This window comes from Providencia sp. PROV205, assembly GCF_028479505.1.
Classification (GTDB): Bacteria; Pseudomonadota; Gammaproteobacteria; order Enterobacterales; family Enterobacteriaceae; genus Providencia; species Providencia huaxiensis.
Genome location: NZ_JAMPNU010000018.1, coordinates 161495 through 181510, shown reverse-complemented (window position 1 = coordinate 181510; position 20016 = coordinate 161495). Strand labels below are relative to the sequence as shown.

The following is a 20016-nucleotide window of genomic DNA, read 5'->3' as shown; positions in this document are numbered from 1 at the left end:
CGTTTGATTTCGATCAAAGAATAGAAACTTTCTATTTTTTTGTCTAATATATTAATCATTAACAATGATATTTTAAACATATCAATGATATCGAGAAAACGATGAGTATAGAACTTAGGCACCTGCGGTACTTTATTGCTGTCGCTGAAGAGCTCCATTTTGGCAAGGCTGCTGAACGTTTACATATTTCACAGCCCCCGTTAAGCCAACAAATACAAATACTTGAAGAGAAAATTAATGCAAAACTGTTAGAAAGGAATAACCGAAATGTTGCCTTAACGCCAGCAGGCACGATGTTTTTAAAAGAAGCGTATCAAATTTTAGCGCAAGTCGATGCAGCTGCGACAAAAGCGGCTCGCATGGAAAAAGGCGAACTTGGGGAGTTGTCCATTGGATTTACTTCAACTACGCCGTTTATGCACAAGGTCACAATGAGTTTACGGCAATATCGGGAAACATACCCAGAGGTTTCTATTCATATGCACCAAATGAATACGAAACAACAAATTGCACCATTAATTACGGGGCGAATTGATTTTGGCATTATGAGAAATACGGTGTTACCAGAGCAATTGGATTACCAGCTATTATTTAAAGAGCCATTTATGGTCGCTGTCTATGAAGGGCACCCATTGTTAGAATTTATTGATGTTGGTGTCGATATTCAACAGCTTGCTGATTATCCTTTTATTTTCTTTGAACGTGATGTCGGTACTGCGTTATATGATGAAATAAACCAATTGTTAACATCTGCAGGGGTGGTACCGACCATTTCTCAAGAAGCAGGGGAAGCAATGACTATCTTGGGGTTAGTTGCCGCAGGTATGGGAATTTCCGTAATTACAGAATCATTCACACGTATGAAAATTGATGGTGTGAAATACTTAAAACTCACAAATATTAATGCTTCATCTGAAGTCTGGTTAGTCTACAATACGCGTAGAGCATTACCTGCTGTCGCCAAAAAATTAACAAATCTTTTGATGGCCAATATTGTTGGTCAACAAAAGTGAGTAAGCTCACACTTTCAATGCAAACGAAATCATTCATACACAGATTAAGGCATAATAACTCATTGCTTTATAAAGGAATTGAATTATTACCATGGTGAATCAAACAGGCCATATTGACCAAATCAAACAATTAAATACGGGGATTGTATATCGTATCATTGATCAGCATGGTCCAATTTCGCGTATTGCCTTATCAAAACAAGCACAGCTTGCGCCTGCAAGTATCACTAAAATTACACGCGAGCTTATGGATGCCCACTTAATCAAAGAATTAGAGTTTCCTGTACTCGGTTTACGTGGACGCCCAGCGATAGGGCTAGTGATTGAAAGTGAAGGGTGGCAATTTCTAGCGATCCGTATTGAAGAGCAGAAACTTACCATTTCCCTGAAAGAAATTAATGCGGTTACCTTAGCGCAAACAGAATATCCATTTACACCGCTAGGGAATAGCGAATTTATGGATTCACTTTCTGAATTAATTAGTCAATTTTTTGCTAGTCATCAAAACATATTAGAAAGAGTCACCGCCATTAGCATTCTTATTGATGGTATTTTAGATCCCCATACCGGTGTTATTTATCAGCATCCTTCTTTTAAAATCCATCAATTGGCCATTGCGGAACACCTTACCAAGCAAACGGGTTTACCCACCTATTTACATCCGCCAGTGGATGCGTTGGCGTTAATGGACCACTTTTCTCATCAGGAGAAAAGAAAAGCAAAAAACATCATTTACTTACAGCTACAAGATGTTATTAATGTCATGGTGTTAAACCATGGAACAGCCTTAGATGCGAATACCCGTCGACCTATTTTGTTTGGCCATACCCAATGTGAGCCATACCAACATAACTTTTGCTATTGCGGTAGCAACGATTGCTTAGAAACAAAAACGTCCATTCCTGCAATATTGCGGCAAGCTAATAATTTCCTAATAAACTACCCTGATTCTTTTTTGCATCAACACGATATTTCAATTGAAAAAATTTGCGCTGGAGCAACATTAAACGACAGACTTTGTGTTTACCTTATTAATCAAGTTGCCCAGCAATTAGCTAAACCATTAGCACTGATGGTGAATTTATTTGGTAGTGAGTTAATTTTAGTCAATTCACCTTTGAATCAAGGTTCTGAGCTGTTTTTAAAATGTTTACATGACCATATAAATAAATACGCAGTTCCTCTGTATTCATCCAATTTATCGATAGAAAAATCTTTATTTACAGTAAAGGAGAGTGAAACATCATTAATACAGAGAGCATTATATGATGGTTCACTGCTACTACAACTATTACAAGGTTAAAACAATTCGATAATATTTATACTATCGTACACAAAATTGAGCTAACGCAAACTTCTCACTTACCCATTCCAATAAACTGAATCCATATCATTTTTGCAGCTTATTGCTGTATAAGTCTGTCACTTCAGGATAGAAAAAGACCATGATCAATCTATTTGTTACCGGGACAGATACAGATGTCGGGAAGACAGTATCGACGCTTGCCATCTTGCAAGCACTAAATAACCAAGGAATTAAAGCAGTGGGCTATAAGCCTATTGCAGATCAATGCATTGATACCCCTGAAGGAATCAGAAATAAAGATGCATTACTCATCCACAGTGTTTCTAAAGACCTTGTTTCTTATGATGAAGTTAACCCTGTGCGTATTACAGACAATTACAGCCATGAAAATAGCATTGATTTTAATAAAATAAAGCATGGTCTAGACCATTTACATCATCAATGTGACATGGTTGTTATCGAGGGTAATGGGGGATGGCGCTATCTACTTGATGACAATACTTTTTATGCAGACTGGTTAAAAGGTCAACCTGTTGGTGTGATCTTAGTCGTCGGCATTCAACATGGTTGTGTTAATCACGCATTACTAACAGCGGATGCAATTCGAGCTGATGGCTTACCATTAATTGGTTGGATGGCAAACCGCATCAATCCAGGATTGGCGCACTACGCACAAATCATTGAACGGTTACAACATCATATTAAGGCACCATTAATTGGGGAGATCCCGTATTTATTGCGGCCAGAAGAAAGAGAGTTAGGGCATTACCTTAATACAGATAAACTACAAGAACTTATTACCATTCCTAACTAAGCACGTTACGAACTAAGTAAGTTATTAATCAAAAAATAGGGCGCCATCATGAGTAGCGCCCTGTTTTTTACTTATAACTTATAATTAATGACGGGTATAAATGATTTTATAAGAATCATTTTGGCAGTGGCCGACGACTTGGCCTTTAGACGCGTCAACTTCATCATTAGGCACTGCAACCAAACTAAAGTTATCTGCAGGAACACCATTATTGATAATCTTTTGTTTGATTTCCTCAATTACGCTTTCACATGAAGCTTGCGCGAAAGCTGGTGCTAGCACCAGTGCAAATAAGGGTAACAATAATTTCTTTTTCATCTTCTCTCCTTGATCAACAGCTCCATAAAACAACCTATAAGGTTATGGATTATTAATTGGACGGCCATTACTTACGTCAAGGCAACGTTTAGTGCTCGGTTCCCAGTAAGCATTTAGATTGAGGCTTTTCTCGCATTTATCTTTTGCATCAAAAGCCTGATCTACTTTATCAAACTCTTTTTCGGTACGAGTATTAACCTTTTTGCGCAACATACGGGTATCATCCCATTGTTCCTTTTCTTGGCGCGCTTGCTCTTTATTAAGAGAGTCATCACCTTGACCTACTGAAACACACGTACTGCCTGCAGTACATGATGTCGTTGATTGTGCAGCGGAAGATGATGTAGCCCAAAGTAAAGGGAGACAGAAACATATTGCAGTTAAGCCAGTTTTCAACATTTTATGTGAATTCATGTAAATTCCTTACTAAACAGGACCGATAATCTCAGTATAGCTAAAAGTGTATCAGTACGTCTGTATAGAATAGTACTAAAAATTAAAGTTGTTTATATACGGTTAAACCAGCAAAAGTTTGGCAAACAGGCATCAATTCTAATGTATTTACATTCATGTGAGCCGGTAGAGTAGCAACCCAATAGACTGTTTCAGCAATATCTTCAGGGGTCAGAGCATCTGCGCCTTGATAAGTGCTAGCTGCTTTATCGTCATCCCCTTTAAAGCGAATATTTGAGAACTCTGTACCACCAACGAGGCCCGGCTCGATATCGGTAACTCGAATTTTTTTCCCTTGTAAATCAGCACGCAAGCCAAGTGAAAATTGTTTCACAAAGGCTTTGGTTGCACCATAAACATTACCACCTTTGTAAGGCCAGCTCGCTGCAGTTGAGCCAATATTAATAATATGACCGTGGTTATTAGCAACCATGCCTTGCAACACCTCGTAAGTCATATTAACTAAACCTTTGGTATTCGTATTAATCATCACATCCCAATCGTCAGGATTGGCATCAAACGCCGGTTCTAAGCCTAAAGCCAAACCGGCATTATTAACTAAAATATCAATATGTTTGAGGTGTGCAGGTAAACTTGCAATCGCATCTTGGATGGCTGTTCTATCTTGGATATCCAATGTTAAAGGGTAAAATTTATCACCTAACTCTTGATGGAGAGCATCTAAACGCTCAGTTCTACGTCCTGTTCCAATAACGGTGTAATTATGTTTGATAAATCTGCGGGCAATTGATTCACCAAAACCAGAAGAAGCACCTGTTACTAAAATAATCATGGAAACCTCATAGTTATAATTGTCGTGTCAGTGTGGGTTTATTCTAACGCCATCGAAAAAGAACTACAAAAATTGTTACAACCCTAATATCTGTTTATCTTTTGGGTAGCTCAACGAATAACTAAATGAAATTTGCTTTTCTTCATTCGGTTCTAAGGCAATATCCCATGTTATTTCACCAGTGCTTTTATTGGTAACCGCATTTTTATCCTCTATTGCAGACACTTTTATATCGCTGTCCTCACTCACTGGAATTTGGTCATAAACAGTCAATTCAATGGGTTTCGTATGCATGTTTTTTACTTTGACCAAGTAACTTTCTGTTTGTTGAATAGTCGACCCCATAAAACTCGGTTTTTTCTTCATCTTTTCATTTGATTCACGAGAGACTTGAATACTCTTATCAACACCAAAAGGAACGCTCAATGTGTCAACCAATTGATTGGCATTGACTATAAAATTGCCTACATACGTATTTCCATAATATACATTAGCATTTCCATTCAATAAGTTAAGTGATTGCCAATCTTCAATATTCGCTTGTAAGAATACTTCTTCAGTCAATTTTGGCGTGGCAGTATACTTGTATTTTACATCAATATTTTGTTGTTTAATGGTGAGCGAATTCGGTTTGATCGTGCTTTTCAGGGAGTAAGGCAGGGCAATTTGGTAATTTAAATTGACACCATTGTTAGATGTAGTTACAAAATCTGAAACACCTGAATTTATTGTTTTTTTCTCACTGACACTGCTTTCTTCATACATTGCTATTGGCGCTGCTGGCATTTTCATTCGAGCCTGGCGTGCTATTTGAGCGTTATTATCATAAACAGACAAGCGCCAAGGCTGTAAGACAGAAGGCGTGATATTTTTAGACGGGTTAATCGTTGAAAGTGTTAAATTAACTTTATCCCAATCAATGCCTGTATTTTGCACTATGTCCGCTTTGTACGTTAAAACAATAGGGGATTGCGAATTCAGGCTGCGGATATCGTAACTTGGAGACCAAGCCGCATCAGGTGTTAAATAAGAAATTTGCAACTCTGCTGTCACCGGTTTTTGCGCATCGATAGACAAGACAATTTGGGTCTGTTCACCAATTGAAGAGGGCATTTTTTCATCAATTTTTGCCTGCAATAACGTAGCTTTTTCTTGTAGTTCAACTAATTCCAACTGGTTTTTTTGTTGCTCTTGTAAAATATTAGACATCTGCTGACGAATAAAATTTAATTTCTGGGCTGATTCTTCTAGGGTTTGCGCTGTATTTCCCCCAAAAAAGCGGTGATCTTTCAATAAATTTAATTGTTCTTCACCGACTTTAATTGCAATATTCAATGTCTCTATCTGCTGGCTTAATTGTTTTTTCTGATCCAAAAGTTCAGCAATAGCCATTGGATAATTAGCTTCTGTTGCTATATTTTGGATATTAACGGAGCGAATAACCACATCATCCTGTTCAAGATCAATCGATAGCGTACGCGGGTCAATATTACTTGCGATATTGGTGAGGATGACCGAGTTCGCCCCCTTATTAAGTGACAGTGTCACGGTGTTATCTAATTCAGCACCACGTAAAAATACGGTTGCGTGATTTAGCTTAACATCTTTATTTAGTTTAGTTTCAGCATCAGCACGCACGTGTTGAGAAGCCAAAAGTGTTACGAATAATAAGCCGCTGACTAGCCGAGTAGAAACTGTCATTTTTAACTCCGAACATTAGTACCACTAAGTAAGATAATGACTAAAACTAGCCTATTTGACTTTTATTAGATAACAGATAAAACCTAAAAACTGGCAAAAGCACAAGGACCGAAGGGATAAACTTGGTTAATGGGTTTTTCTTTCTTTTTACCTGTAGAAATTTCTGAAATCTGAAAGAGATATTTTTCTAGGTGGGCCGAGACAAAACACCCATTAGCAGGTGTTTTATCTTGTTGGGCAGGTGCGACTTATTCTTCGAAATACCAATATCCTTGATTGATAAATTCGGTTAATTGCGCGATAAAAGCAGGGCTCTCCAGTGCTTCACCGAGTTCATTGATGCCGACTTCCGTAAGCTGGCACAATGCATCTGCACCCTTTGTTTCTGTGGTAATCCAGCCTTCCGAATTCACAAAAAAGTGCTCATTGATACGCATCACTCGCAAGCCGCTCAGTCGGATCAATTTTTGACCGTCATTTAACACACTTAGCACTTCTTCCGGTTGATATGGCGGATCTGAGGGTGCAATATCCAGCTCATGACGTAGAGTCGTTGCAAAACGGCCTAACCACTGTTCAAAATCATCCGGCTTGTTGATCATTTCAATCATCATGGCTCGTAGACGTTCAACCTCATGAGGTTCCATGGTACCTGTATTTTCAGTCACCGTGAGGTCAGGATCGCCATAATTTATGCCACCCAAATCCTGTTCCAGCGCATAGTCTGCAAAACTGCTCAGCAGATCACGACCAGTCGGCCCGCGAAAGCCGACAGAATAGTTCATGGTATCTTCGAAAGTGAAACCATCGTGAGGGAATCCCGGCGGAATATACAGAATATCTCCTGGTGCCATTTCCACGTCAATAATCGGTTCAAATGGGTCGACATGTAATAATGCCGGATGTGAGCAGAACTGACGCATCGGTAGGGCATCGCCCACACGCCAGCGGCGGCGTCCCATACCTTGTATGATAAAAACATCATAGTTATCAATATGAGGCCCAACACCACCTTCAGGCACTGAATAGGAGATCATCAAATCATCAAGACGCCACTCGGGCAGTACACGAAACGGTTTCACTAGTTCGGCCGCTGGTATATGCCAATGGTTGACCGCTTGCACCAATAGTGACCATCCTTTTTCGCCTAGTTCGCTGAAATCTTCAAACGGGCCGTGACTCGCTTCCCATTTATTATCAATAAAGCTGACTAGGCGGCTGTCAACTTCCGACTCCATGGCCAAGCCAGCCAGTTCATCCGGTGTGATAGGGTCGACAAAATCAGGAAATGCATTTTTCAATACAACGGGTTTTTTCTGCCAGTATTTTTCTAAAAATTCAGGCCAGTTAAGATTCAGTTTGTAAGCCATGTGACCACATCTATATGAGTAAATTAGCCTGTAATTATAGAAGCAATACACCGTCATGTTCTTGTTTGGTATCAAACGTCGGTCAATAACTTTTGTGGGAATACCTGTAGCATATTACCAGAATTCATTGGCTATCTTATGGCTCATAGAATTCATTGAAAAACGAAAGATTTATGAAGTCAAACTGAGTTTAGAACCCAAAAAGAACCAACACGATTAACCAGCCAGAACGCTGGTTTTCTTCATTTTACACTTAAGTTCGCATAATGCATATTATGTTAAATAGAATGTCGGAGCAAAAATAGGCCTTGCTCGTTCAGTCATTGCTAACACCCTATTGACTTAGATTGGTATTCAGCTTATTTATATGCGCTTAATAATAACCTGCCTATGCTTCGGATGTGCCGTAATGAGTGAATATAAATCAAAAGACCCTTTACATGGGGTTACACTAGAAATGCAAGTTAATGCATTGGTTGATAGATACGGTTGGAGCCAACTTGGACGCATTATAAAAATAAACTGTTTTAACAAAGATCCAAGTATTAAATCTAGCTTAAAGTTTCTTCGTCGCACACCATGGGCAAGAACTGAAGTTGAGTTACTCTATTTGGATATGATAGAAAACAACTCGATTGATAATACGGGAGCATATTCTAATGACCCATGGTGTAATTCGCGACGTTAAAAGCAAAGATAATTATACCAACGAGTCTCACTCCAAACGGGATATTAGTGACCTCGCCTCATCAAGGTGATCTTCACTAATAAATTTTTTTGGTTATTTATGATGATGCTCACATGCAATTAGGTAATAATACTTATTATAATTTCAAATTAATTGAAAATTAAGTTATAACCATAGGCTTCGATTTCTCTATCATTAAGAAATGTCTTATATTTAGGAATGAAAGCTGTACCGGAAATATGAATTAATTCCCTTCAAAAAAATCACCTACACTTAATACCTATTCTTCGCGTATTAATCATTCCTACTACTCAACACAATTACCTTTATCGATTTCATTTCCAGCAATTGCATTACTCAAAATTGCAGTAATAAATATAAATTTCATATTAAAACTGTAACAAAATGAAAGTAAGTACTTTCCACTATTAAAAAATTTAAATTTTAAAACATTTATAAAAATAATTAACAATTTGATTTAAAAGATAATTTTAATTCATGCTGGATGTTTTTTAGAAGAAATGAATAATAACCTATCAAAAAATACAATTTTAATAGGAGACACTGCCTTTACTTAGCATTGGTGTATGTATACTATTTATACATACCGATTAGCCAAATGATAGTTATTAATTCTATTCTTTCCCTGATTAAAGAGATGATTCTATATTTTATTAAAATCCATTTTTTATATTTACTAGAGGAATTACCTATGAAACTTACAAAGTCAGTTATAAGTATAGCATTGACAAGTTTAATAAGCTTTAGTGCTTTTTCTGCTCCTATTAATCATGGTAGTGGTAAAGTTACATTCACCGGAAGTATTATTAGTGCCCCCTGCTCTATTGATCCAGCATCATTAGACCAAACAGTAGATTTAGGCCAGGTTGCTGATTCTGTATTAAGTAATAATGGCAAATCAGATGGTCAATCTTCACCAGTAATGTTTGATATTAAATTAATTGATTGTACGTTAGAAACTGAGCAATCCGTTAATGTCACTTTTAGCGGTGCCGCTGCAACAAATGATCCAAAGTCATTATTAGCAATTACTGGAACGGCTTCAGGTGCAGGAATTCAAATAGTAGATAGCAATAACTCACCTATCGTTTTAAATGAAACCACTAACTCTAGTCATAAATTACAAGAGCAAACGAACACATTGCAGTTTGCGGCATACGTTAAAGGTTTAGGTACTCCAACGGGTCAACAAGGTCCAGTGGAAATTGTACCTGGCGAGTTCCAAGCAGTAACAGATTTCGTGCTTTCATATAATTAATTTAATTATCGATAGCAATAAGCTGAGGTAATGACAACTCGTTGCCTCAGCTTAATAAGATAAAGGCATTAGAATGAAGAAAAATAACATGATATTTTCTGTGCTTTTTGAAAAAAATTACGCTGCTATTATGAAAAAAGTAATTTTGTCATTTATCATATTACACAGTTTCATCTCATTTGCAGATGAAGATGATATTCAATTCAACATTAATATTTTGAATGCCGAAGATAGAGAAAACATCAACTTAGCGGTATTCTCTCGTGATTTATATATTGTTCCTGGCGTTTATCCGTTAAAAATTTATATCAATAACACACACTTGCCCGAAGAAAAAATCCATATTGTAAGCTTAGATGGTGAAAAATCAGAAGCTTGCTTAACCCCTGATATTGTTGAAAAATTCAACCTCAATAAATCAGCATTAAGTTCATTGGAATGGCAAAAAGTCGATGAGCTAACCTGCTTATCCATAGCGAGCTTATCGGGAATGACTGCAAAACCTGAGCTATCAAATAACTCATTAACAATCAATATTCCCAAAATGTACCAAGAGTATTCAACATTTGATTGGGAGCCTGCCTCACGCTGGGAAGATGGTATCACTGGCGTTATTTCGGATTACAGCTTGACATCGCAATATAATCATAGCCTTGGCAACAACTATACAAACGATGCAATATATCTTTCAGGGTTAGGTGTTATTGGCGCTAATTTAAATAGTTGGCGAATTCGTGGGCACTGGCAAGGAACCTATAACCATATTCAAACCAATAAAGCTGATGATTTAAAAGAGCTAAAGTGGAATAATATTTATGCATACCGTGCAGTAAGAGGCTTAAAAGCAAAACTAATTGTTGGTGAAGATTATTTACAGTCCGATTTGTTTGATAGTTTTAAATATACAGGTATAGCTCTGCGATCTGATGACAATATGCTTCCACCCAATCTACGCTCTTATGCTCCAGAAGTCACTGGCTTTGCAGAAACAAATGCGATTGTTAAAATCAGCCAAGATGGGCGCATTATTTATGAGAGTCTAGTACCCGCAGGGCCATTTAGAATTCAAAGCCTGAATAGTGGTATTTCAGGAACCTTACAAGTAGTAGTTGAAGAAAGTGATGGGCGCATCTCGGAATTCGAAGTTGAAGCGACAAATGTCCCCTTTTTGTCTCGCCCCGGAACGATTCGTTATAAAATAAGTACAGGTAGACCAACAGATTTAAGGCACCATGTTGATGGCGACCTATTTGCGCAGAGTGAAATATCTTTGGGGGTAAATAATGGTTGGTCTCTTTTTGGGGGAGCAATAAATAGTCATGACTACAATGCTTTTTCTATTGGTATTGGTCGTGACTTATCTCAATTTGGTGCAGTATCAACCTCTTTAACTCAATCTATTTCATCAATAAATTCTGACTCAACACATAAAGGGAAATCGATTAAAATCGATTATTATAAAAGCATTCAAGAACAAAATAGCCAGTTGATGTTATCGACACAGAGAGTCATTGACCGTGAATTTATGACCATGGCAGACTTCATTAATTATGATAATGACCACGAATTTATTTACACTGGCTTTAATAAAAACTTGTACACCGCTTCAATGAGTAAAAATTTTACTGATTGGCGTTCATCGATGAATTTAAGCTATAACCACCAGACTTATTGGAATAGGCCAAATAGTCATCGATATAACCTAACATTTTCAAAGTACTCAGATACCGATATGTTTAGTAATGTCGGCCTATCCATTAATATTTTTAGCAGTAAAATGCAGAGTTACCGTGATAACGGTGCATACATGAGTATTTCAGTTCCTTTCTCCAGTGGAACAAACATTAACTACTCAACGTATAACGGAAAGAATGACAATACAAATAAGCTGACCGCAAATACCCGAATTGATACAAAAAACAACGCTTCTCTCAGTGTCGGTAACAACAGGCATAGTGCTTTACTTAGTGGATATTATTCCCATAAAGGGAACAATACTGATTTTAATTCAAGTTTTAACTATATTAGTAATAGTTCAATAAATGTTTCATCGACATTGCAAGGTGGAATGACATTAACAAGTTATGGATCTGGTTTCCACCCTATCACTGCATTAGGCGGAACCCGTATTATTGTTGATACAAACGGTGTTAAAGACGTTCCTATTAAATATAATGGTAGCCATATACGTTCCAATTATTTTGGCACAGCAATTGTGCCTGATTTAAATAGCTACTATAAAAGTAACTTAGTTATCGATATTAACCAACTCCCTAAGAATGTTGAAGTTGCTGAATCAGTAACACAATCGACGTTAACAGAGGGTGCAATTGGTTACCGCAACTTTGATGTCATATATGGTTTAAAATTAATGACGGTAGTACGACTAAAAGATGGTAGCTATCCACCTTTTGCCTCAGATATTAAGAATAAAGATGGAAAGGTTACTGGTATTATTGGTGACCAAGGTGAGGCATATATTGGAGGGATCCGTGCTGGAGAGACAATGAATGTTTCATGGCAAGGTTCTGAGTGTGTAATTCAATTTCCAGAAAATATTGAAGAACACAATGTTTATGACAAATTATTATTATCCTGTAATTAATAAAAACTCATTGAAGGTAATCAATCATGATGAAAAAAATATCCGTTTTTTTATTAAGTAGTTTAATGGCAGCTCAGGCGTATTCAGCTATTTCAATGGACAGAACCAGAATTATTTTTGATGGAAATAATAACTCAGTGTCATTAACTGTAAGTAACAAAAACCCTCAGTTACCTTATTTAGCCCAAGGGTGGCTACAGGATGCTAAAGGTGACAAACTCACATCTTACTTCACTATATTACCACCCATCCAACGTATAAACGCAGGACAAACAAGTCAACTACGTATTGAATCTTTACCTGATATAGGCAAATTACCTCAGGATAGAGAAAGTTTATTTTTCTTTAATTTACGAGAAATTCCACCAACAAGTAAAAAAAGTAATGTATTACAAATTGCACTTCAAACACGAGTCAAATTATTTTATCGCCCTGCTTCACTAGTCATGGATTCAACCGAAATGAGAAATTCTCCATGGCAAAACAAGCTTATCTTGATTAAAAAAAGTGATGGTGTTTATGCAAAAAACCCAACACCCTACTTTATTATTTTAAATAGCATTAAAAAGAGCCAATCGGCAGAAAAATTAGCGGGTTTTACAGTAACCGATGTCGAACCTTTTGCAGAGAAAAAATTATCAATTAGTGCCGAACAACTCGGAACAGCCCCTATTATTAATTATATCAACGACTATGGTGGCCAAGTCTATTTACCCTATAACTGTTCAGCAACCCAATGCCAAACACAACAAATAAAGTAATATTCTTTACAAAAGATGGGTAACATAATGTTTAAAATATCAAAGTTTCTATGCTTCAGTTTATTGTTATTTATATCGCTCTATGCATGGGCTGATGGCAAATTTGTAACAGTAAAAGTGAATGTGTTATCCGGTGGTTGTGTTTTAAACGATAATGAAGCAATTTTTGTGGATTTTGGTGATGATATTGTCATATCTCAAATAGATTCTGGGAAGTACATAGAAGTCATTGATTATGACTTATATTGCGATTCTAATTTTGATGAACTATATCTCATTTTTGATGGTGTTCAAGGTGAAACAGCAAACAGCCTTGATGTCGCAGACACACCTGGGCTTAACATCAAATTATTTATTGATAATAAACCTATGGTGATAGGAAGTCGTTATTACATAGATAACGACTCAAACTTACCTGCCTTAACTGCTGAATTAGCATTAGCAAATGGAATTCGGCCTGTTGGTGGCGAGTTTTCTACGGCCGCGACTCTTACTGTGGGATACCACTAGGATATTTATTATGAGAACAAGACACTTTTTATTACCGTTATTTATCATCGCAATAAATACGGCATCGGCAGTACCCGTTAATTTTAGTGGGCGTTTAATTGAGGGCGTGCCTTGTGTTATTAACAATAACCGCCCTATTGATATTGATTTTGGGGATGACTTAGTTGTAGCTCTCGTGCCCACAAAAGATGGGAAAACCTACATTCAAGACATTGATTTTGAATGGGAATGCAATGGAATTTCGTCTGGAACTGATGTCATTTTTAGCTTTGATGGGGCTCCCTCTGATTTTGACAAAGACCTATTGGCAATTAATGAGCAAGATGATATCGCATTACAACTTTATCAAGGTTCTAATTCATTAAAGATAAATTCAGATTTTTCATATACTTATCATTCAGATCACGATACGCCAGACCTAAAAGCCAGCTTAGTGAAGAGCAGTTCAAGCTCAGCACGTGTACACGTAGGAGCATTTACTGCAAATGCCACACTAACGGTAGCATACCAATGAAAAAACAAGTGTTTACCCTACTGTGTTTTTTAACGGCAAATATCGTATCAGCCGACCAAGTTAATTTTTCAGGTGTACTGAGGAATGCCATACCCTGCAATATTAATAGTGACTCCGATTTAATTGTACCTTTTAATGAAATCAGTGATAAAGATCTCTACAAAAAAAAAGATGTCATGCAACCATTTGATATCACTCTCTCTGATTGTGAATATTTACCTGACTTCTCCTACTCGATGGCTTTCACTGGAATCGAAAACTCTAATATCAAAGGTGCTGTAGCAATTGATAGCGATAACGGAAGTGCAGGCTATGGCATCAAATTAATGAATGAGCATGGTGAAGTACAATTAAATGAACATTATCCATTACAAATAGATACTAAAAATGGTTTTCCCACCATCATTGCCTTTAAAGCCTATATTTTAGCTGAAGAGGACGCTATTAATAATAAAAGTATTCAGCTTGGTGACTTCACAGCTACAACAACTTTTAATATTTATTATGAATAACACATTTTATAAGAATATTATGAAAAAATTTATTTTTGCTATTTTACTGCTTGTTTCACCTTTAAAAGGTGCTCATGCCGAATTTGCTGCTCAAGGTGAGTTCGTTGCTGATTATGGTGCATGGATCGAAGCTAGGTATATTCTACGTGGTGATCTAGAACATGATAATCGTCCAATGGCCATGCAGGCTTCTGGTTCCTGCCCTTGTGACATTGAACTCGGTTCATGGGGAACCTATGCTGATGGTAGCTATGGTGCAGGAAACTCGCACATTGTCAGTTTTGATACCCATTCCGTTAGATTGACTGAAAGAAATTCCTGGGATGAAAAACCCGTCACCTTTAGCGAGGTTGCCAGAGCGCTAGAAAAAGGCAATTTATTGAATAGAAAAATACAAGGCCGTTGGCAGTTTTACCCAAGAAAGCCAGGAGTAGGCTTCTGTTTTAATTTAGGGATCTTATATCGACAAAAGATGCAAATAGCACAAACAGCGAACAATCCAATTATCTTGTGCTCTCCATTAACTCCAACTAATATTAACTGTAACATTGAAGGGCCTGATTATTTAGATCATGGCACATTATCTAATAGCTCACTAAATGGTAATAAGGTATCTACTGATTTTCGAGTGAGCTGTACAGAAACAACAGATGTAAAAATTACAGCGATAGCTGGGCTTGATGGCGATAATGTTATATTTATTGCCGATGGCCTGGAATCAGAAATTAATATTGATGGTTCTCCTGAAACAACGCTACATGTTGATGCATTTAGCCAAAAACAGTTTCAGGTTTCTAGCCAATTAATTAAAACAAAAGATATTCCACCAAATGAATATTCAGGAATATTCCTTTTATCTGTTGAAATACCATAATCAATAAATGAAGAAAAGCGGCTAACAGAACGTTGCCGCTTGATAATACAGCAAAAAATTTTAATTCTCTATAAGAAAGTCCTTTCTCATCGGGACAAATATATCTAATATTTCCCCGCTCTCTAAACATTCACATTGGTGTTTTTCATTAGATGAAATATAAATAACATCACCACTATTGACTCTATTTTCTATTAAACCAACACGGTAATTAAATGAGCCAGATACGATATAACTCATCTGTTCGTGAGGATGTTCATGTAGTTCACCAACTGTTCCTGTTGTTAGCAATACCTTTGCTATCATCATGTTTTCACTACCAAGAAATATTTTCCGTGATGTTCCAGGCGAAATATTCTTGGCATTTATAGTCTTATCGAAAATAAACATTACTTGAATTCCAACGTTTTTGTTCTGCGGTTATTTATTTTATATTAATGCACTTTTCTTCATTGCTTTCGATGGGAACAATAGGCTTAATATCTCTTAACATAATTAAATAAACCAAAGCTCCGATAGCACAAGCAATCCCAGAAACAATTAAGGCCCATATAAATGATCCCGTAGCTGCAATAATATACCCTGTCACTATTGGGCCTAATATTCCACCGCAATTAGATACGGCACTTTGCATGCCACCTAATACTGAAGTCATATTGCGTGGGGCAACATCTCCTGGTAAAGACCAAATGGCAGATGCGGCAAATGCAAGAGCTGCGTAAGATAAACATAATAATGTCATCATTAGCGTAACTGATTCAACTAAACCTGAAAATGCAATACTCGTGGCAATTAACATTCCCCCTACAATCGGAATTTTACGTGCAAGACTGACATTATTATATTTGATAAATAAATAGTCAGTAACCCAACCGCCCAACCATTGCCCTGCAATACCACATAATGGTGGAAGCATTGCTGCAAAACCCATTTCTTCAAGGCTCATCCCCCGCTCCATCATTAAATAAGCGGGAAACCAAGTAATAAAGAAATAGATAGCATAATCCAACATGAAAAAACCAATACACATTGCTTGAACATTACGATAGCGAATTAATTGGTACCATTTCATTGGTTGGATATTATCGATACCCTCTTTTTTAACTTGTCCTTCTCTAATATAAGCAAGTTCTTCAGCACTAATTTTAGGGTGTTGTTCAGGATCGTGATAAACCTTAAGCCAAGCAAATACCCAAATAATACCGAGGGCTCCACAAATAATAAATGCCGCTTCCCAACCCCATTTAGCAATAATCCACACCACTAATGGCATAGCAAAAGCAGTACCAAATTTTGAGCCGCTATCAAATAATGCCGTGATCCTACCGCGTTCTCTATCCGGGAACCATTTTGCTGCAATACCACTATTACACGGATAAGCCCCTGCCTCTCCCATTCCCATTAAAATACGCGTTGAAATAAAACTCAACGGTGTTTTAGCTAATGCTGTTGCTGCGGTAGCTAGTGACCACCATAATACAGACCCTGCCAATGTTCTTCTTTGTCCATATTTATCTGCAATAAAGCCAGCCGGAATTTGGCAAAGAGCATAACTAAGAAAAAAGGCAGACATAATCCACCCCATCATTTCTGGGGATATTTGTAACTCTGCAGAGATCGTTGGTGCTGCTGCTGACATCACCGTTCTATCAAGATAATTAATAACAATTGCGAGTGTCATTAAAATTGCTATCGAAAATCTGACTTTTGTACCTTTATTTTTATATTTCATAGTAACCAGACCTTTATATAAATGGAGGCCAGAAAGAGGTTTCTTTCTGGCTAATAACTTTAGTTACTTAAATAAACGTTCAGGATTTATCGTGAATTTAGCGAGTTTCTCGATATCCAACTCAATACCCAGACCTGGTGTATTAGGTATTGTGAGGTACCCTTGTTCATCAACTTTGAAAGGCGTTTTAACGATGCCATCAATATATTGGCTACCACCAATAAATTCGACATAATCCACTTGTGGGAAAGCGGCCGCCATTTGTAAATCAGCAGCAAGCCCCATTGCGGTATTCCAGCCATGGCCAACATATTTCACGCCAAACTCATCCGCTAGCCACGCGATTCGGCGTTGTTCAGAAATTCCGCCTACCTTCGTCACATCCGGCTGAACAATATCAAACGCTCCTTGCGATAACCATGGCAAAAAAGCCTGACGGCGAGTCAATACTTCACCACCAGCAATCGCTACAGGGCTCTCTTTACGCAGTACTTTGAAATCTTCAATATCATCAGGCCGCAAAGCTTCTTCAAACCAACCCACCTGATATTCAGCTAACATATGTGAGGTTTGGATTGCCCATTTTAAGCCATTCGGCCAATATGCATCGCTCGCTCCTGCATCAACAAATAGTTGGGAATCTTGCCCTGCAGCATCCCTTGCAGCTTCGACAATTGCACGGTCTAATTGTTGATCATTACAGCGGCCAAAAGGTCCCCAACCTATTTTAAATGCTTTAAATCCTAATGATTTATATTCTAGGATCACCTTGTGCATAACATCTGGTTTTTCCATCAGCAACGAACAGTAAGGTTGGACTTTTGACCTATAGTTACCACCTAATAGCGTACTCACCGGCAGCCCTGTTGCTTTACCTAAAATATCCCACAGTGCAATGTCGATCCCGCTAATTGTGTGTGTAAGAGTTCCTCCACGACCCATCCAAAAAGTATTCTGTCTTAACTTTTCAGATACTCGCTCTGGTTGTAACGCGCTTTCACCAATACATAAAGAAGCTAGCACTGGGATAGCCGCCTCAACCAAGCGACCATCAGTAAATACACTGCCATAGCCTGTAATACCTGCGTCAGTATGAACCGCAATGATGGCATGAATAGGATCTTCTGGTTTTATTTCATTTGACCAGCCCCCCTTAGGGCTTTCTCCAAATAGTGGAACTGCAACAATCTCAGTAATTTTTATGTCTTCCAATCGTTTATCCATCATTTTTTCCTTCACTTTTCTTTCAATAACGGCTTATCAATTGGGTGCATTAAACTAGATTGTAATATTGTATACAATATTCAATCGTTCTAATTGTGATCTACATCGAGTTTGGTCTAAATAACGTATGACTGTTATTTCTATGTTTTTTGTGGTCTATGATTTGATGATGTGATAATTTTATTAGAACAAAATTTGAATATCTAAAATCATTACTATTTGATTAATAAAAATTTTATAGGCATTTACGATGACTGATAGTAAAAAAAACCTTTTTTTAGGTGGGACGGCAAAAAATGATTACTGGCAGCCTATTAAAGCAAGAACACTGACTGACGATGTGGTTGACAGGTTAGTTGAAGCCGCCACACGTGGCTATATTTTGCCTGGTGATCGTATTGTCGAGAAAGAAATTGCGGAAAAAATGAACGTAAGTCGAGTTCCTGTTAGGGAAGCCCTTCGAGTTCTCGAAAGCCAAGGTATTGTTATCAATGAGCCTTTTAAAGGTATTCGTATGGCTCCAGTTTCGGAAGAACGCCTTGATGAGCTTATCGAAGTACGGGTCTTATTAGAATTACATGCTATTAGAAGGTTTATTTCTCAGAAAAAGCATTTAGATAAGCAATGCATTGACGAACTAACCGAATGTATTAACCAAATGACCAAAGCTGCGACACTCGAGGATAACTATCTTTTCTCCCTCAGTGATGTCCATTTTCACCGTACATTGTGTGAACTAAGCGGCAATAAAACATTAACGTCGTTATGGGAAAATGTAGCAAAACAGCTCACTATTATTATTGGCATATCAACATTCACTAAGCCAATGGAAGAAATTACCCAAGAACACCATGTGTTGCTGGATAAAATTTGTACTGGTGATTTACCACTTTTAGAAAAAGAAATTAAAGAGCATATCCGCAATCAAAATAAAAAAGTTAATTTCAATCAGGCCGTCGATAAAAAAAGAGAGCAATAAGGCCAGACACACTGGCCTTTGACGTTATTGCCGTTTAATAATTTTAATTGAGCGGGTTTTTTGGCTATAGCCCAATGTATTGTGCGAACCACCCATTTCGGTATGGTATTTGCCAGTATAATTATCGCCTTCGTAAAAACGTACCATCCAGCCATCAGGGATAGTATAAGAAGCTATTTTATCTGCGAAATGGTGGCGGGAAAGATACGGAATATCATCAAATACTTCAATATAATCGCCCTTTTGCCACGATTTAGCGTAGACAATCAGACTTTCTTCAATATATTGATCACCAAACGATAATTTGCTGGTACTGCATTTTGCATCTTGAGCTTTACAGAAAATACTGCCTTGCCCTTGTCCTAATTCACAACGCCGAGAGGTTTTGTGTCGCGCAGTTTGTTCAGACATTGCAGCTTCTGCATAGAAATTAGAAAAAGGAGATAAAGCGCAAACATGCACAACAACAGAATCATTACGGGATGGTTTCCCATGATAATTGGATTTTGCGACAGTTAAGCTACTGAATAACAATAATAATAACGCAATCTTTTTCATTTTTGAGGTCTT

General features: G+C 37.5%; 21 protein-coding genes. 12 read left to right on the top strand and 9 right to left on the bottom strand.

Features of this window, described 5'->3' with window-relative positions; all coding sequences use genetic code 11:
- Nucleotides 1–101: 101 nt before the first annotated feature.
- The 3 genes from PR800_RS11690 (at nt 102) to bioD (ending at nt 3133) form a co-directional block, all read left to right on the top strand.
- Complete coding sequence (locus PR800_RS11690; RefSeq protein WP_102138592.1) at nt 102–1013, top strand: LysR family transcriptional regulator; 912 nt, start codon at nt 102–104, stop codon at nt 1011–1013.
- A gap of 91 nt (nt 1014–1104) precedes the next feature.
- A complete protein-coding gene (locus PR800_RS11685) occupies nt 1105–2316 on the top strand; it encodes an ROK family protein (RefSeq protein ID WP_102138591.1) in 1212 nt (403 codons plus the stop codon).
- 142 nt (nt 2317–2458) lie between these two features.
- Nucleotides 2459–3133, top strand: coding sequence for a dethiobiotin synthase (gene bioD, locus PR800_RS11680; protein ID WP_102138590.1), 675 nt, complete (start codon nt 2459–2461; stop codon nt 3131–3133).
- Between the two features lie 84 nt (nt 3134–3217).
- Here the strand turns inward: bioD and PR800_RS11675 are convergent, their stop codons facing one another.
- The 5 genes from PR800_RS11675 to PR800_RS11655 form a co-directional block, all read right to left on the bottom strand.
- A complete protein-coding gene (locus PR800_RS11675; protein ID WP_102138589.1) occupies nt 3218–3451 on the bottom strand; it encodes a DUF1161 domain-containing protein in 234 nt (77 codons plus the stop codon).
- Nucleotides 3452–3493: 42 nt separating this feature from the next.
- On the bottom strand, nt 3494–3865 hold the full coding sequence (locus PR800_RS11670) for a DUF1283 family protein (protein ID WP_102138588.1): 372 nt from the start codon (nt 3863–3865) through the stop codon (nt 3494–3496).
- An 82-nt stretch (nt 3866–3947) separates the two neighbouring features.
- Nucleotides 3948–4697, bottom strand: coding sequence for a bifunctional NADP-dependent 3-hydroxy acid dehydrogenase/3-hydroxypropionate dehydrogenase YdfG (ydfG, locus tag PR800_RS11665; protein WP_195698716.1), 750 nt, complete (start codon nt 4695–4697; stop codon nt 3948–3950).
- Nucleotides 4698–4772: 75 nt separating this feature from the next.
- The gene (locus PR800_RS11660; protein WP_272530865.1) at nt 4773–6398 is read right to left on the bottom strand and encodes a DUF4139 domain-containing protein; all 1626 of its coding nucleotides are present in this window, start codon (nt 6396–6398) and stop codon (nt 4773–4775) included.
- 248 nt (nt 6399–6646) lie between these two features.
- Nucleotides 6647–7768 carry a ribosomal protein uL16 3-hydroxylase gene (locus PR800_RS11655; protein ID WP_102138585.1) on the bottom strand — a complete coding sequence of 374 codons (1122 nt, stop codon included), beginning with the start codon at nt 7766–7768 and terminating at the stop codon, nt 6647–6649.
- Between the two features lie 409 nt (nt 7769–8177).
- Here PR800_RS11655 and PR800_RS11650 point away from each other — a divergent pair, with 409 nt between their 5' ends.
- The 8 genes from PR800_RS11650 to PR800_RS11615 all read left to right on the top strand — a co-directional run bounded on the left by PR800_RS11650 (nt 8178) and on the right by PR800_RS11615 (nt 15511).
- Entirely contained in the window at nt 8178–8456 is a 279-nt protein-coding gene (locus PR800_RS11650) for a VF530 family DNA-binding protein (protein WP_102138573.1), read from the top strand.
- A 712-nt stretch (nt 8457–9168) separates the two neighbouring features.
- Nucleotides 9169–9735 (top strand): fimbrial protein, encoded by a 567-nt coding sequence (locus PR800_RS11645; RefSeq protein ID WP_102138572.1) that lies wholly within the window; start codon nt 9169–9171, stop codon nt 9733–9735.
- 130 nt (nt 9736–9865) lie between these two features.
- Nucleotides 9866–12340 carry a fimbria/pilus outer membrane usher protein gene (locus tag PR800_RS11640; protein WP_231068316.1) on the top strand — a complete coding sequence of 825 codons (2475 nt, stop codon included), beginning with the start codon at nt 9866–9868 and terminating at the stop codon, nt 12338–12340.
- 26 nt (nt 12341–12366) lie between these two features.
- Nucleotides 12367–13101: a fimbria/pilus periplasmic chaperone gene (locus tag PR800_RS11635; RefSeq protein WP_311136308.1), complete on the top strand. Its 735-nt coding sequence runs from the start codon at nt 12367–12369 to the stop codon at nt 13099–13101.
- 27 nt (nt 13102–13128) lie between these two features.
- Complete coding sequence (locus PR800_RS11630) at nt 13129–13611, top strand: fimbrial protein (RefSeq protein WP_102138571.1); 483 nt, start codon at nt 13129–13131, stop codon at nt 13609–13611.
- 10 nt (nt 13612–13621) lie between these two features.
- Nucleotides 13622–14125, top strand: coding sequence for a fimbrial protein (locus tag PR800_RS11625; protein WP_272530864.1), 504 nt, complete (start codon nt 13622–13624; stop codon nt 14123–14125).
- The gene (locus tag PR800_RS11620; protein WP_166267390.1) at nt 14122–14637 is read left to right on the top strand and encodes a fimbrial protein; all 516 of its coding nucleotides are present in this window, start codon (nt 14122–14124) and stop codon (nt 14635–14637) included. Before PR800_RS11625 ends, PR800_RS11620 begins: the two co-directional genes overlap by 4 nt.
- A gap of 19 nt (nt 14638–14656) precedes the next feature.
- Nucleotides 14657–15511: an MrpH family fimbial adhesin gene (locus PR800_RS11615; RefSeq protein WP_102138722.1), complete on the top strand. Its 855-nt coding sequence runs from the start codon at nt 14657–14659 to the stop codon at nt 15509–15511.
- A gap of 60 nt (nt 15512–15571) precedes the next feature.
- Here PR800_RS11615 and PR800_RS11610 read toward each other — a convergent pair whose 3' ends face one another.
- The 3 genes from PR800_RS11610 to PR800_RS11600 form a co-directional block, all read right to left on the bottom strand.
- Nucleotides 15572–15901 (bottom strand): cupin domain-containing protein, encoded by a 330-nt coding sequence (locus PR800_RS11610; RefSeq protein WP_272530863.1) that lies wholly within the window; start codon nt 15899–15901, stop codon nt 15572–15574.
- 34 nt (nt 15902–15935) lie between these two features.
- A complete protein-coding gene (locus tag PR800_RS11605; RefSeq protein ID WP_102138567.1) occupies nt 15936–17243 on the bottom strand; it encodes an MFS transporter in 1308 nt (435 codons plus the stop codon).
- A gap of 63 nt (nt 17244–17306) precedes the next feature.
- On the bottom strand, nt 17307–18467 hold the full coding sequence (locus PR800_RS11600; protein WP_102138566.1) for a mandelate racemase/muconate lactonizing enzyme family protein: 1161 nt from the start codon (nt 18465–18467) through the stop codon (nt 17307–17309).
- A gap of 250 nt (nt 18468–18717) precedes the next feature.
- Here PR800_RS11600 and PR800_RS11595 point away from each other — a divergent pair, with 250 nt between their 5' ends.
- Nucleotides 18718–19446 (top strand): GntR family transcriptional regulator, encoded by a 729-nt coding sequence (locus PR800_RS11595; protein WP_102138565.1) that lies wholly within the window; start codon nt 18718–18720, stop codon nt 19444–19446.
- Nucleotides 19447–19470: 24 nt separating this feature from the next.
- Here PR800_RS11595 and PR800_RS11590 read toward each other — a convergent pair whose 3' ends face one another.
- Nucleotides 19471–20004 carry a beta/gamma crystallin-related protein gene (locus PR800_RS11590; protein WP_102138564.1) on the bottom strand — a complete coding sequence of 178 codons (534 nt, stop codon included), beginning with the start codon at nt 20002–20004 and terminating at the stop codon, nt 19471–19473.
- Nucleotides 20005–20016: the final 12 nt, after the last annotated feature.

Coding starts and splice junctions, on each gene's coding strand:
- PR800_RS11590 (WP_102138564.1), bottom strand. CDS start 20,004: ATGAAAAAGATTGCGTTATTATTATTGTTATTCAGTAGCTTAACTGTC.
- PR800_RS11630 (WP_102138571.1), top strand. CDS start 13,129: ATGTTTAAAATATCAAAGTTTCTATGCTTCAGTTTATTGTTATTTATA.
- PR800_RS11620 (WP_166267390.1), top strand. CDS start 14,122: ATGAAAAAACAAGTGTTTACCCTACTGTGTTTTTTAACGGCAAATATC.
- bioD (WP_102138590.1), top strand. CDS start 2,459: ATGATCAATCTATTTGTTACCGGGACAGATACAGATGTCGGGAAGACA.
- PR800_RS11600 (WP_102138566.1), bottom strand. CDS start 18,467: ATGGATAAACGATTGGAAGACATAAAAATTACTGAGATTGTTGCAGTT.
- PR800_RS11615 (WP_102138722.1), top strand. CDS start 14,657: ATGAAAAAATTTATTTTTGCTATTTTACTGCTTGTTTCACCTTTAAAA.
- PR800_RS11690 (WP_102138592.1), top strand. CDS start 102: ATGAGTATAGAACTTAGGCACCTGCGGTACTTTATTGCTGTCGCTGAA.
- PR800_RS11640 (WP_231068316.1), top strand. CDS start 9,866: ATGAAAAAAGTAATTTTGTCATTTATCATATTACACAGTTTCATCTCA.
- PR800_RS11675 (WP_102138589.1), bottom strand. CDS start 3,451: ATGAAAAAGAAATTATTGTTACCCTTATTTGCACTGGTGCTAGCACCA.
- PR800_RS11635 (WP_311136308.1), top strand. CDS start 12,367: ATGATGAAAAAAATATCCGTTTTTTTATTAAGTAGTTTAATGGCAGCT.
- PR800_RS11655 (WP_102138585.1), bottom strand. CDS start 7,768: ATGGCTTACAAACTGAATCTTAACTGGCCTGAATTTTTAGAAAAATAC.
- PR800_RS11685 (WP_102138591.1), top strand. CDS start 1,105: ATGGTGAATCAAACAGGCCATATTGACCAAATCAAACAATTAAATACG.
- PR800_RS11610 (WP_272530863.1), bottom strand. CDS start 15,901: ATGTTTATTTTCGATAAGACTATAAATGCCAAGAATATTTCGCCTGGA.
- ydfG (WP_195698716.1), bottom strand. CDS start 4,697: ATGATTATTTTAGTAACAGGTGCTTCTTCTGGTTTTGGTGAATCAATT.
- PR800_RS11645 (WP_102138572.1), top strand. CDS start 9,169: ATGAAACTTACAAAGTCAGTTATAAGTATAGCATTGACAAGTTTAATA.
- PR800_RS11605 (WP_102138567.1), bottom strand. CDS start 17,243: ATGAAATATAAAAATAAAGGTACAAAAGTCAGATTTTCGATAGCAATT.
- PR800_RS11595 (WP_102138565.1), top strand. CDS start 18,718: ATGACTGATAGTAAAAAAAACCTTTTTTTAGGTGGGACGGCAAAAAAT.
- PR800_RS11650 (WP_102138573.1), top strand. CDS start 8,178: ATGAGTGAATATAAATCAAAAGACCCTTTACATGGGGTTACACTAGAA.
- PR800_RS11625 (WP_272530864.1), top strand. CDS start 13,622: ATGAGAACAAGACACTTTTTATTACCGTTATTTATCATCGCAATAAAT.
- PR800_RS11670 (WP_102138588.1), bottom strand. CDS start 3,865: ATGAATTCACATAAAATGTTGAAAACTGGCTTAACTGCAATATGTTTC.
- PR800_RS11660 (WP_272530865.1), bottom strand. CDS start 6,398: ATGACAGTTTCTACTCGGCTAGTCAGCGGCTTATTATTCGTAACACTT.